We start from the raw sequence: 12633 nt of genomic DNA, 5'->3' as shown, positions 1-12633 counted from the left end.
GGAGCGCCATTGTCCATTGCGACTCACGCCGTGATAATCCAGCGAAATTACACAAGACCTGTTCGCCATGAGCACAAATATTCCCGCTAACCTGCTGCCGCACATGGCCATGTTCGTGCGCGTGGTCGAGTGCGGCAGCTTCTCCGCCGCCGCGCGGCAACAGGGCAGTACCGCCTCGGCGGTGAGCCGGCAGATCGCCCACCTGGAACAGGCGCTCGGCCTGCGCCTGCTGGAACGCACCACGCGGCGCCTGCGCCTGTCCGAAGCCGGCGCCGAGGTGTTCGAGCGTTGTCGTGAAATGCTCGGCGCCGCCCAGGCGGCCATGGCGGTCAGCGAGCGGCTGATGAGCCACGCCCGCGGCCGCGTGCGCCTGTCGGTGCCCAAGGCGTTCGGCAAGTTCCTGATCAGCCCGCTGATGGCGGATTTTCTCGCGCGCTACCCGGAAGTGGACGTCAGCCTCAACCTCAGCGACCGCAGCCCTGACCTGATCGGCGAGCAGTTCGACCTGTTGGTGCGCATCACCGACCAGCCTCCACTCGGCCTAGCCGGGCGCCCGCTGTGCAGCGTGCGCCAACTGCTCTGCGCCACACCGGCCTACCTGCAGCGCCACGGCATGCCGCAGCACCCGCAGGAGCTGGTGCGCCACCCGTGCCTGGTTCTCGACGAGGTGCCGGACGATCACCGCTGGCACTTCAGCAACGGTGATGAGCAGTGCGTGGTGGCGGTCAGCGGACGCTTCGCCAGCAACCACAGCGAGGTGCGCCTGAACGGCGCACTCAGCGACCTGGGCATCGCCTGCCTGCCGCACTTCACCGCCGCCGCGGCGCTGGCCTCGGGCGAGCTGCAACAGGTCCTGCCCGACTGGCGCTACACCGGCTCTTACCAGGGCACCGCATGGATCCTCTACCACCCGACCCGGCACCTGCCGCCGAAGCTGCGGGTGCTGATCGATCACCTGGCCGAGGGGCTGGCGAAGCCAACTCTGATCTAGCTACGCAAGGGCAGACGTAGGGTGGGCTTCAGCCCACCAATAAACCACCCAATACCAATCCCCTACTCCCCAAATCGCCCTTCTAAACCATCCCGCCCGCCCCAATCCCCAGGCAAAACTCCCCGCGCAACATAATGGTGAAAACTCGAATACGGCCAGTCTCTAACCTGCGCGACCAGGCCGTGCTTCACCGGGTTGAAGTGGGTGTAATCGACATGCCGCGCCAGATCAGCATCGTCGCGGATACGGTGCTCCCAGAAGCGCCGCTGCCAGATGCCCTTTTCACGCTTGCGCGACTTGCTGGCACCGATGCTCTCTGCAGCCGGTAGCGCGCGGGAGAAGCCACTTTTGATCAAGGCCCAGCGCTGGGCGTAATCACTATCACCATCCGGCAGCGTCAAGATCGCATGCAGATGATCGGGGCAGCACGCAGATGGCAACGGTCTCGAAGGGCAGACGGCTACGTGCTTCAGCGTAAGCTTTGCGCAGCAGGGGAATGGCATCTACCAGCAGCGTGGAGCGCCGGTCCGCCAGGGTGACGGTAAAGAAGTAGGTGCCGCCGGGAATCCATTCGCGGCGATAGATCGACATGGGCAATCCTTTGCCTGATCTGCAATGTTCGAAACAATTGGTGGGCTAAAGCCCACCCTACATATGAATTACACCGCCACAGGGGCGCTGATGTGCGGGTGAGCTTCGTAGCCGACCAGCTCGAAGTCCTCGAACTTGAAGGCCAGCAGGTCCTTCACCTCGGGGTTCAGCTTCATGGTCGGCAGCGGCAGCGGCTCGCGGGTCAGCTGCAGGTCGGCCTGTTCCAGGTGGTTGGCGTACAGGTGGCAGTCGCCGCCGGTCCAGATGAAATCACCCGGTTGCAGGCCGCAGACCTGGGCGACCATCAGGGTCAGCAGCGCGTAGCTGGCGATGTTGAAGGGCACGCCGAGGAAGATGTCGGCCGAGCGCTGATACAGCTGGCAGCTGAGCTTGCCGTCGGCGACGTAGAACTGAAACAGCGCATGGCACGGCGGTAGGGCCATCTGCTCGACCAGTGCCGGGTTCCAGGCGGAGACGATCAGGCGCCGCGAGTCCGGGTTCTTCTTGATCATCTCGATCAGCTTGCCGATCTGGTCGATCGACTCGCCGTTCGGTGCCGGCCAGCTGCGCCACTGGTAGCCGTAGACCGGGCCGAGGTCGCCGTTCTCGTCGGCCCACTCGTCCCAGATGCGCACGCCGTTGTCCTTCAGGTACTTGATGTTGGTGTCGCCCTGGAGGAACCACAGCAGCTCGTGAATGATGGATTTGAGGTGGCACTTCTTGGTGGTCACCAGCGGAAAGCCGTCGGCCAGATTGAAGCGCATCTGGTGGGCGAACACGCTGTAGGTGCCGGTACCGGTGCGGTCACTCTTGAAGGTGCCGGTGTCGCGAACCAGGCGCATCAGGTCGAGGTACTGTTTCATTGCGCGGCTCCTTGGGCGTGGGCGGCTTGGCGGCGGTAGGCATAGATCATAAGCCCGGCACCACCAAGAATCATCGGCAGGCACAGCACCTGACCCATGGTCAGCCAGCCGAAGGCCAGGTAGCCGAGCTGGGCATCCGGCACGCGGACGAACTCGACGATGAAGCGGAAGATGCCGTAGCACAGGGCGAACAACCCGGACACCGCCATGGTCGGCCGCGGCTTGCGCGAGAATGCCCAGAGGATGAGGAACAGCGCCACGCCTTCGAGGGCGAACTGGTACAGCTGCGAAGGGTGACGCGGCTCCGGGCCGCCGGTAGGGAAGACCATCGCCCACGGCACGTCGGTGACCTTGCCCCACAGCTCGGCGTTGATGAAGTTGCCGATGCGCCCGGCACCCAGGCCGATCGGCACCAGCGGGGCGATGAAGTCCATCAGCTCGAAGAAGCCCTTGTTATTGCGCTTGCCGAACCACCAGGTGGCCAGCAGCACGCCGATCAGACCGCCGTGGAACGACATGCCGCCCTTCCACACTTGCAGGATCAGCGCCGGGTTGGCGACGTAGGAATGCAGGTCGTAGAACAGCACGTAGCCCAGGCGCCCGCCGAGGATCACGCCCATGGCCACCCAGAACACCAAGTCGGAGAGTTTCTCTTTGCTCCAGCTGGCATCGAACTCGGCCAGCCGGCGCGAGGCCAGCCACCAGGCACCGCCGATGCCGACCAGGTACATCAGGCCGTACCAGTGGATCTGGATGAAGCCGAGGTCGAGGGCGACCGGGTTGATATTCGGATAAGGCAGCATGGCGATTCCTTAAATGAGAAAACTCGTGCCGACGCACAGCAGCAACAGGGCGAACAAACGCTTGAGCAGGCGCGGCGACAGGCGATGGGCCAGGCGCGCGCCGAAACGGGCGAAGAACATGCTGGTCAGCGCGATGCCGACCATCGCCGGCAGGTAGACGAAGCCCAGGCTCCACTCCGGCAGGTTGGGCTGGTCCCAGCCGATGATCATGAAGCTCAGCGCGCTGGCCACGGCGATGGGCAGGCCGCAGGCCGACGAGGTCGCTACCGCCTGCTGCATCGGCACGCTGCGCCAGGTGAGGAATGGTACGGTCAGCGAGCCTCCGCCGATGCCGAAGATCGCCGAGGCCCAGCCGATCACCCCGCCGGCGGCGGTCAGGCCGACCTTGCCGGGCACTTCACGGCTGGCCTTGGGCTTGAGGTCGAGGCCCATCTGGATGGCGATGATGATGGCGAACACACCGATGATCTTCTGCAGGTACGGGCCCTGGATCGCCGCCGCGGTGAGGCTGCCGAGGCCGGCGCCAAGGAGGATGCCGAGGGTCATCCAGGCGAAGATCGGCCAACGCACCGCGCCCTTGCGCTGGTGTTCGCGCACCGAGTTGATCGAGGTGAAGATGATCGTCGCCAGCGAGGTGCCGACGGCCAGGTGGGTGAGCGTCTGCGGGTCGAAGCCGTGGGCGGTGAAGCTGAATACCAGCACCGGCACGATGATGATGCCGCCACCGACGCCGAACAGCCCGGCGAGCACGCCTGCGCAGGCACCTAGCACCATGTAGAGCAGAAATTCCATCGACACCCCCGAAAACGAAGCGGCATGGTAACGGATGGGCCCTGCGCGCTCCACCTGCGCCGCCGGGTGGAAGTGCGTCAGCGCCGACCCGCGAGCCCTTGGCTTGCGAGACGGCGGCAACAGCCCCTAGAGTGCCCGCACCCTACGAAGGAACGCTGCATGCGCGACATCGACTGCCCGACGCCCGCCGCCACCCGCCTCGCCGCCACTGCGTGTGCACACCGAGGAGCCGAGCCATGTGCCTGATCGTCTTCGCCTGGCGCCCCGGTCACGCCCAGCCACTGCTGCTGGCAGCCAACCGCGATGAATTCCACGCGCGCCCGACCCAGGCGCTGGGCGAATGGGCGGATACGCCCGGCCTGTATGCCGGTCGCGACCTGCAGGCCGGCGGCACCTGGCTGGGCGTGACCGCCGAGGGCCGCTTCGCCGCGCTGACCAATATCCGCGATCCACGCCTGCCCCAGGGCGAGCGCTCGCGGGGCGAGCTGCCGCTGGATTTCCTGCGCGGCACACAGACGCCGGAACAGTACCTGCGCGACGTGGCCGGCCAGGCGCAGCACTACAGCGGCTTCAACCTGCTGGTCGGCACGCGCGAGGCGTTATGGTTCTTCAATTCCAAGGCCGGCGCCGTTACCCGCGTGCAGAGCGGCGTGCACGGTGTGTCCAACGCAGGCCTCGACACCCCCTGGCCGAAACTGCAACGCGCCAAGGCCGCCTTCGCCGCCACTCTCGACGACCCGCAGACACCGCATCTGCTGGCATTGCTGGCCGACCGCCAAGGTGCCGCCGATGCGGATCTGCCGGACACCGGCATCGGCCTGGAATGGGAGCGCCTGCTGTCGAGCATCTTCATCTGCAGCCCGCCCTACGGCACGCGGGCCAGTACGGTGCTAAGGGTGTTGGCCGATGGCCGCCAGCAGCTGCTGGAGCGCAGTTTCGGCACGCAGGGCGAGGTCATCGGCGAGGTCGAACTGAACCTGCCACCCGCCTGAGAAGCTCGGTGTTTCCGTAGGGTGCGCGGGGCCGCCCAGGCCTGCTGAATGCCCCGTAGAAAATCCCAAGCAGGGTCTAATGGCGTTTACTCGCTGGCTGTCCAGTCGCAGAAGCAGCCGGCTGCCAGGTTGCTATCGGCCTGCACCGGGCGCCCGGCGCCGAGGGCGTCGAGGATCGGTTCGATGAAGCTGTTGGCCGAGGTGCACAGCGCGCCTTCGCTGTAGGGGCCGAAGTAGGCCAGGCGTCCATCGCGGTCCCAGATGCCCACCGCCGGGCTGGCTGGCAGGTTCTCGCTACCGGGCAACTGCTCCAGCGGCAGCAGCGCGCTGAGGGTCTGCGGCAGGCTGCCGTGACTGCCAGGGCGCTGCACGGCATAGAACATCACGCCCTGCGGCGCGTAGCGGCTGATCAGCTCGGCGAGGTGCTGCTGGTTGCCGACGTTGCACGGGCAGGCCGGGTCCCAGAAATGCACCAGACGGATCGGCCCCGGCCCGGCCAGTTCGGCCGGCAGGCGCAGCTCGGCACCGGAGAACAGCTCGGTGCGGGTATCGAACGGGCGGATGTAGCGCGCCTCGTACCACCAGAAAGCAGCCAGCATCGCCCCCAGCCAGAGAATGGCGAGCAGGCTGACCAGCAGGTTGCGACGACGCGTGGGCATGACGGCGGACTTCGACGGAAGGAGCGCTAGCTTGCCATGCCGCGCCGCGCAGCTGAATATCAGCAGCCACAGCAACGACCCGGCCCGAATCGATGACCGCCATGCCCAGCCCAACGCTAGAGCCGTTCCAGCCCGACCGCCTGCGTGCCCACCTGCGACCCTTGGCCGCAGCGCCGCGCGCCCTCAGCGCCGAGGAACAGGCCTACCAGCGGCACTACGGCCTCGACCTGGGCAGCCAGCATGCTGGCGTGCGCAGCCAGCTCGGCTGCTTCGAGCAGGGCGACCTGCGCATCGTCGTGCAGCTGTGGGCGCCCGAGCAGCCCAAGGCCACCCTGCTGATGCTGCACGGCTATTACGACCACATGGGCCTGTATCGCCACTTGATCGGTTGGGCACTGAGCATGAATTTCGCCGTGCTGGCCTGCGACCTGCCGGGCCATGGCCTGTCCGCCGGGCCGCGCGCCAGCATCGACGACTTCGCCGCCTACCAGGCCACCTTGCAGGGCCTGTTCGCCGAAGCCGCCAACCTGAACCTGCCGCAGCCCTGGCACCTGTGCGGGCAGAGCACCGGCGGGGCGATCCTGGTCGACTACCTGCTCACCGGCACGCCGCGTCCCGAGCAGGGCACGAGCATTCTCCTGGCGCCGCTGGTGCGCCCGCGCGCCTGGGGCCTGTCCAAGCTCAGCTACCACCTGCTCAGCCCGTTCAAATCGGCGATCCCGCGACGCTTCTCGGAGAACTCCAGCGACGCCGAGTTCCTCGACTTCGTCCAGCACCGCGATCCGCTGCAGCCGCGCTCGCTGCCGACCGCCTGGGTCGGTGCCCTGGCGCGCTGGATTCCACGGATCGAGGCGGCGCCACGCAGCACCCAGCGCCCGCTGATCGTGCAGGGCGAGGCGGACATGACGGTGGAGTGGCGGCACAACCTGCAGGTGCTGCAAGCCAAGTTCGACCAGCCGGAGGTCCTGCGCCTGCCAACGGCGCGGCACCACCTGGTCAACGAAAGCCCGGCGCTGCGCCAGGAGTACTTCGACTTCCTGCGCGAACGCCTGAGCTAGGCGGTTCTCAGATGCCCTGGGCGTCGGGCACGCTGTTCTGCTGGCTGCCCAGGCCGGCCTTCACCGCGGCCAGGGCGGCCTGGTAATAGGCCTTACCGTCGGCCGAGTCGGCGAAGGTGACGAACTCCTCCAGCTCCGGATCCGACAGCTCGCGGTAGACATACAGCAGGGTGTTGTCGAGGTCGGCGGTGATCTGCTTCTTCACCTGCTCGCGCTGGCTGTTGAGCAGTGCATCGGCCTGACCGCCGCCGAGCAGGCCGGGAATCATCGAGCTTAGGCTGTCCGCCGCGACACCGGCCAGGGCCATGCTGACTTCCGCCGCGGCCTCATCGGCCGGCAGCGCCTGGGCCAGGTGGCGGATCTGCAGACGACGGGTGGCACTGGCATCGCTCGGCGGCAGGCCATTGGCATTGCGCGCCAGCTGGTCGCTGCGGGTGGCCAGCACTTCGGCATTGACGATCTTGCGCCCCAGCGGCGACTCGAAGAACTGTAGCGCGGCGGTCGGGTTCGGCAGCGCCTCGCGCAGGGCCAGTTGGGCGCGTTGCTCCAGGGCCTGGCGCTCGAAGCGGCGGTTGCTGTTGTCGACCAGCGCCTGATACACCGCCGGCGGCAGCGTGCGGCTGTAGCGCTGCTGGGCGGCGCTCAGGGCATCGCTGAAATGCTCGCGCTGCTGCGGCCAGCCGGCGGCCTGGTAGAGCCGGGCATGGTCGTCGGCGAAGGACGTCAGGCTGCAGATCATCAATAGGAAAGCGAACACAACGCGCATGGGGAACTCCTGTCTGGCGCGGCTATTTTCCGGGGCGCCGGCGGGCTTGTCGAGCCGGACGCGGTGCGCTGATAGAATCCGCCGATGAAAATCGATTCGTACTCACAGCGCCTGCCGCAGATTATCGACGAGCTGGCCGAACAAGGCTGGTCGCGTCAGCTCGACTTCCTGCCACAGGCTCTGACCCGTGAACTGGCCGAAGAGTGCCGCGCGCGTGCACAACGCGGCGCGCTCAGCGCCGCCGGCGTCGGCCGCGGTGAGGCACTGGCGGTGCGCGAAAGCGTGCGCGGCGACAGTATCCAGTGGCTGGAAGCGGGTGAGCACGCGGCCTGCGACCAGTACCTGGCGATCATGGACAGGCTGCGCCAGGCACTCAACCAGGCGCTGTACCTGGGGCTGGAAGACTACGAAAGCCATTTTGCCCTCTACCCGCCCGGGGCCTTCTACCAGAAGCACCTCGATCGCTTCCGCGACGACGACCGACGCACGGTGTCCGCGGTGTTCTACCTCAACGACGCCTGGCAGGCCGAACAGGGCGGCGCGCTGCGCCTGTACCCGGACGCCGCGCCGAGCCTGGACGTCCTGCCGCGGGCCGGCACGCTGGCGCTGTTCATGTCGGCGCAGATGCCCCACGAAGTGCTGCCGGCCACCCGCGAGCGCCTGTCGCTGACCGGCTGGTTCCGCCGACGCGCGGTGTAGGCATCAACATGCAGCGGATTCTGGTCAGTCGTTGCCTGCTCGGTCATCCGGTGCGCTACGACGGCGCCGGCCACGGTCCCTTCGATCAACTGCAGCGGTGGCAGGCGCAAGAGCGCATCGTGGCGCTGTGCCCGGAAGTCGCCGGCGGCCTGCCAACGCCGCGCCCACCAGCGGAAATCCCCGGCGGCCAGGGCGCCCTGGTGCTCGATGGTGATCGCCAGGTGCTGACCGTGCAGGCCAGCGATGTCACCGCGGCGTTCATTGCCGGCGCCCAGATCGCCCTGCGCCTGGTCGCCGAGCACGGCCTGCGCATCGCCGTGCTCAAAGCGCGCAGCCCGTCGTGCGGCAACCTGCAGACCTACGACGGCAGCTTCAGCGGCGCGCTGGTCGCCGGCGAAGGCGTCACCGCTGCGGCCCTGCGCCGCGCCGGCGTGCAGGTGTTCAACGAGCACCAGCTGAGCGAAGCCGCCAACGCCCTGGCCGAGCTGGAGCAGGCCGAGCCGCGCGGATGACCACAGCCGCCAGCCGCTTTCCCTGCCGCTAACCCGTCGAAGAGCCTCATGGCGTATTACTGCACGCCATACATCCTGCGAGCGGTGCAACGATGATCGACGCCCACGAAAAAGGGAGGCCGAAGCCTCCCTTTTTCAGTGCAGTGACGCGCCTTAGAACCTGTTCACGATCTCGCGAGCTAGAGCCGTACAAGGCAAAAGCAGGCGAGGAAGCGGAGTTTACGAACTGTAAATGAGCATTCCGAGCCTGCTTTTAACGCAGTAGGGCCGACGCACAGCAGATCGTGAACAGGTTCTTAGAACAGGACGCGGCTGCGGATGGTGCCGGTGACGTGCTGCAGCTTCTCGAGCGCCAGGTCCGAGTACTCGGCGTCGACGTCGATCACCACGTAGCCGACCTTGTCGTTGGTCTGCAGGAACTGGCCGGAGATGTTGATGCCGTTGTCGGCGAACACCTTGTTGATTTCGCTCATCACGCCCGGCACGTTCTCGTGGATGTGCAGCAGGCGATGCTTGCCCGGGTGCGCCGGCAGGGCGACTTCGGGGAAGTTGACCGAGGACACCGAGGTACCGTTGTCGCTGTACTTGACCAGCTTCTCGGCCACTTCCAGACCGATGTTGGCCTGGGCTTCGGCGGTGGAGCCACCAATGTGCGGGGTGAGGATCACGCGATCCAGGCCACGCAGCGGGCTCTCGAACTCTTCGTCGTTGGACTTCGGCTCGACCGGGAACACGTCGATGGCGGCGCCGATCAGGTGCTCGTCCTTGATCGCGGCGGCCAGGTGCTCCAGCTCGACCACGGTGCCGCGCGCGGCGTTGATCAGGATGCCGCCTTTCTTGATGGCGCGGATTTCCTTCTCGCCGATCATCCACTGGGTGGACGGCAGCTCGGGCACGTGCAGAGACACGATGTCGGACATGCCCAACAGGTCGTGCAGCTTCGGCACCTGGGTGGCGTTGCCCAGCGGCAGCTTGGTCACGGTGTCGTAGAAGAACACCTGCATGCCCAGGGCTTCGGCCAGAACCGACAGCTGGGTGCCGATGGAGCCGTAACCGACGATACCCAGCTTCTTGCCGCGGATTTCGAAGGAGTTGGCCGCCGACTTGATCCAGCCACCACGGTGGCAGGAAGCGTTCTTCTCCGGGATGCCGCGCAGCAGCAGGATGGCCTGGGCCAGCACCAGTTCAGCAACCGAACGGGTGTTGGAGTACGGCGCGTTGAACACGGCGATGCCGCGCTCGCGGGCCGCGTTGAGGTCGACCTGGTTGGTGCCGATGCAGAAGCAACCGACGGCGATCAGCTTCTTCGCCGCTTCAAACACGCTTTCGGTGAGCTGGGTGCGCGAGCGAATGCCGATGAAATGCACGTCAGCGATCTTGGCCTTCAGCTCTTCGTCCGAGAGCGCGCCCTTGAGGTACTCGATGTTGGTGTAACCGGCGGCCTTCAGGGTATCGACGGCGTTCTGGTGCACGCCTTCCAGCAGAAGGAACTTGATCTTGCTCTTGTCGAGAGAGGTCTTGCTCATCGGAGTACCTGTTGTCCCACAAATAGTGTCAGGGAAAGCCTCAGCGGCAGTGCTGAGCGTGCCGTGCCATCGGCCCGGGGGCACGATTAACGGGGGGCGTATGCTAGCATACGAGCCCCGCGAAACACCCACCCCTGGCCGATGAAGCGTGCTCAGGGTGACCATGAATTGTTTGAGAGTTCCCCAGATGACCAATCCTGCCCTGATTGAAGTGCTGAAGACCCTGGTCGAGCCCGGCAAGGTGCTCACCGACGCCGACTCCCTCAATGCGTACGGCAAGGACTGGACCAAACATTTCGCCCCGGCGCCAAGCGCCATCGTCTTCCCCAAGACCATCGAGCAGGTGCAGGCCATCGTGCGCTGGGCCAACGAGCACAAGGTCGCCCTGGTGCCGTCGGGCGGCCGTACCGGCCTGTCCGCCGCCGCCGTGGCCGCCAATGGCGAAGTGGTCGTGGCCTTCGACTACATGAATCAAATCGTCGAATTCAACGAATTCGACCGCACCGTGGTCTGCCAGCCGGGCGTGGTAACCAAGCAGCTGCAGATGTTTGCCGAGGACAAGGGCCTGTACTATCCGGTGGACTTCGCCTCCGCCGGCTCCAGCCAACTTGGCGGCAATATCGGCACCAATGCCGGCGGGATCAAGGTCATTCGCTACGGCATGACCCGCAACTGGGTGGCCGGCATGAAGGTGGTCACCGGCACCGGCGAGTTGCTGGAGCTGAACCGCGACCTGATCAAGAACGCCACCGGCTATGACATGCGTCAGCTGTTCATCGGCGCCGAAGGCACCCTGGGCTTCGTGGTCGAAGCCACCATGCGCCTGGAGCGCGCGCCGAGGAACCTCACCGCGATGGTCCTCGGCACCCCGGACTTCGACTCGATCATGCCGGTGCTGCACGCCTTCCAGAACAAGCTCGACCTGACCGCCTTCGAGTTCTTCTCGGACAAGGCCTTGGCCAAGATCATGGCCCGTGGCGACGTGCCGCCGGCATTCGAGACCGACTGCCCGTTCTACGCCCTGCTGGAATTCGAAGCCACCACCGAGGAAGTCGCCGAGCAGGCCCTGGCCACCTTCGAGCATTGCGTCGAGCAGGGCTGGGTGCTCGACGGCGTGATGAGCCAGAGCGAGCAGCAGCTGCAAAACCTGTGGAAGCTGCGCGAGTACATCTCGGAAACCATCAGCCACTGGACGCCGTACAAGAACGACATCTCGGTCACCGTCGGCAAGGTTCCGGCCTTCCTGCACGATATCGACCGCATCGTCGGCGAGAACTACCCGGATTTCGAAGTCATCTGGTTCGGCCATATCGGCGACGGCAACCTGCACCTGAACATCCTCAAACCGGATGCGCTGAGCAAGGACGAGTTCTTCGCCAAGTGCGCCATCGTCAACAAGTGGGTGTTCGAGACCGTGCAGAAGTACAACGGCTCGATCAGCGCCGAGCACGGCGTGGGCATGACCAAGCGCGACTACCTGAGCTACAGCCGCTCGGCAGCGGAAATCGCCTACATGAAGGCGATCAAGGCGGTGTTCGACCCGAACGGGATCATGAACCCGGGCAAGATCTTCCCGGTTTAAAGCTGCTGCGCTCGGCCATGCTGCGTTGGCGACGCTTAAACTGCGTTCTGCAATTGGAGAAGCTGCAATGAGTTACCAGCACCAGTACATCGACGGCACCCCGATCCACTTCCCACTGGGCAAGGTGGTCTGCGTCGGCCGCAACTACGCCGAGCACGCCAAGGAACTGAACAACCCGGTACCGACCGAGCCCCTGCTGTTCATCAAGCCGGGCAGCTGCGTGGTGCCGCTGGACGGCAGCTTCGCCATTCCACAGGACCGCGGCTCGGTGCACTACGAGGCGGAAATCGCCGTGCTGATCGGCAAACCGCTGTCGCGCCAACCGAGTGCCGAAGAAGTGCTCGACGCTATCTCCGGCTTCGCCCCGGCCCTGGACCTGACCCTGCGCGACGTGCAGGCCAAGCTCAAGGAAAAGGGCCTGCCGTGGGAGCTGGCCAAGTCCTTTGACGGCGCGTTCGTACTGGCGCCGTTCGTCACAGGCGATACCTTCGTCGACTTGACCGACATCGGCATCCGCCTGAGCATCAACGGAGAAGTGCGCCAGGACGGCAACAGTCGCGATATGCTCAACCCGATCCTGCCCCTGATCCAGCACATCGCCGGTCATTTCAGCCTGCAACCGGGCGACGTGATCTCCACCGGCACCCCGGTTGGCGTCGGTCCGCTGCTGAGCGGCGACAATCTGGTGATCGAACTGGCCGGCCAGAAAGGCTTCGCCAGCAACGTGCTGTAATCCACGCCCACCTGGAACCTCATCGACTACGGACAGTCTGAGCCCCATCGTTCAGTCGAGTAGTAG

General features: G+C 65.7%; 13 protein-coding genes and 1 pseudogene. 7 read left to right on the top strand and 7 right to left on the bottom strand.

The genetic code is table 11. The features are described 5' to 3' along the window. The first annotated feature begins 67 nt into the window (after positions 1 to 67). Positions 68 to 991: a LysR family transcriptional regulator gene (locus tag IB229_RS11175; RefSeq protein ID WP_192328460.1), complete on the top strand. Its 924-nt coding sequence runs from the start codon at positions 68 to 70 to the stop codon at positions 989 to 991. 62 nt (positions 992 to 1053) lie between these two features. Here IB229_RS11175 and IB229_RS11170 read toward each other — a convergent pair. The 4 genes and pseudogenes from IB229_RS11170 to IB229_RS11155 all read right to left on the bottom strand — a co-directional run bounded on the left by IB229_RS11170 (position 1054) and on the right by IB229_RS11155 (position 4040). After that, positions 1054 to 1582, bottom strand: a pseudogene (locus tag IB229_RS11170) (REP-associated tyrosine transposase). A 68-nt stretch (positions 1583 to 1650) separates the two neighbouring features. After that, a complete protein-coding gene (locus IB229_RS11165) occupies positions 1651 to 2445 on the bottom strand; it encodes a thymidylate synthase (protein ID WP_192328458.1) in 795 nt (264 codons plus the stop codon). Further along, complete coding sequence (gene lgt, locus IB229_RS11160; RefSeq protein ID WP_192328455.1) at positions 2442 to 3248, bottom strand: prolipoprotein diacylglyceryl transferase; 807 nt, start codon at positions 3246 to 3248, stop codon at positions 2442 to 2444. The genes IB229_RS11165 and lgt overlap by 4 nt, the downstream gene beginning before the upstream one ends. A 9-nt stretch (positions 3249 to 3257) precedes the next feature. Continuing rightward, the gene (locus IB229_RS11155; RefSeq protein ID WP_192328452.1) at positions 3258 to 4040 is read right to left on the bottom strand and encodes a sulfite exporter TauE/SafE family protein; all 783 of its coding nucleotides are present in this window, start codon (positions 4038 to 4040) and stop codon (positions 3258 to 3260) included. A 236-nt stretch (positions 4041 to 4276) separates the two neighbouring features. Between IB229_RS11155 and IB229_RS11150 the strand changes: the two genes are divergently transcribed. Continuing rightward, positions 4277 to 5032 (top strand): NRDE family protein, encoded by a 756-nt coding sequence (locus tag IB229_RS11150; RefSeq protein ID WP_192328450.1) that lies wholly within the window; start codon positions 4277 to 4279, stop codon positions 5030 to 5032. 86 nt (positions 5033 to 5118) lie between these two features. On the opposite strand, the gene IB229_RS11145 is transcribed toward IB229_RS11150, so the two are convergent. Beyond that, the gene (locus IB229_RS11145; RefSeq protein WP_192328447.1) at positions 5119 to 5691 is read right to left on the bottom strand and encodes a DUF6436 domain-containing protein; all 573 of its coding nucleotides are present in this window, start codon (positions 5689 to 5691) and stop codon (positions 5119 to 5121) included. Between the two features lie 101 nt (positions 5692 to 5792). Between IB229_RS11145 and IB229_RS11140 the strand changes: the two genes are divergently transcribed. Then, positions 5793 to 6749 carry an alpha/beta hydrolase gene (locus tag IB229_RS11140; RefSeq protein WP_192328444.1) on the top strand — a complete coding sequence of 319 codons (957 nt, stop codon included), beginning with the start codon at positions 5793 to 5795 and terminating at the stop codon, positions 6747 to 6749. Between the two features lie 7 nt (positions 6750 to 6756). Here IB229_RS11140 and IB229_RS11135 read toward each other — a convergent pair whose 3' ends face one another. Beyond that, entirely contained in the window at positions 6757 to 7515 is a 759-nt protein-coding gene (locus tag IB229_RS11135; protein WP_192328441.1) for a hypothetical protein, read from the bottom strand. An 84-nt stretch (positions 7516 to 7599) separates the two neighbouring features. On the opposite strand from IB229_RS11135, the gene IB229_RS11130 reads away from it, so the two are divergent. Both IB229_RS11130 and IB229_RS11125 read left to right on the top strand, forming a co-directional pair. After that, entirely contained in the window at positions 7600 to 8214 is a 615-nt protein-coding gene (locus IB229_RS11130; protein ID WP_192328438.1) for a 2OG-Fe(II) oxygenase, read from the top strand. 8 nt (positions 8215 to 8222) lie between these two features. Continuing rightward, positions 8223 to 8726 carry a DUF523 domain-containing protein gene (locus tag IB229_RS11125; protein WP_192328435.1) on the top strand — a complete coding sequence of 168 codons (504 nt, stop codon included), beginning with the start codon at positions 8223 to 8225 and terminating at the stop codon, positions 8724 to 8726. Positions 8727 to 9022: 296 nt separating this feature from the next. Here the strand turns inward: IB229_RS11125 and serA are convergent, their stop codons facing one another. Next, complete coding sequence (serA, locus tag IB229_RS11120) at positions 9023 to 10252, bottom strand: phosphoglycerate dehydrogenase (RefSeq protein WP_192328432.1); 1230 nt, start codon at positions 10250 to 10252, stop codon at positions 9023 to 9025. Positions 10253 to 10439: 187 nt separating this feature from the next. Between serA and IB229_RS11115 the strand changes: the two genes are divergently transcribed. Continuing rightward, on the top strand, positions 10440 to 11834 hold the full coding sequence (locus IB229_RS11115) for an FAD-binding oxidoreductase (RefSeq protein WP_192328430.1): 1395 nt from the start codon (positions 10440 to 10442) through the stop codon (positions 11832 to 11834). Positions 11835 to 11901: 67 nt separating this feature from the next. Beyond that, a complete protein-coding gene (locus IB229_RS11110; RefSeq protein ID WP_192328427.1) occupies positions 11902 to 12567 on the top strand; it encodes a fumarylacetoacetate hydrolase family protein in 666 nt (221 codons plus the stop codon). Positions 12568 to 12633 lie beyond the last annotated feature (66 nt).

The sequence above is a fragment of the Pseudomonas sp. PDM14 genome (genome assembly GCF_014851905.1).
GTDB lineage: Bacteria > Pseudomonadota > Gammaproteobacteria > Pseudomonadales > Pseudomonadaceae > Aquipseudomonas.
The sequence above is the reverse complement of the archived record's forward strand: the minus strand, read 5'-3'. Positions and strand labels throughout refer to the sequence as shown.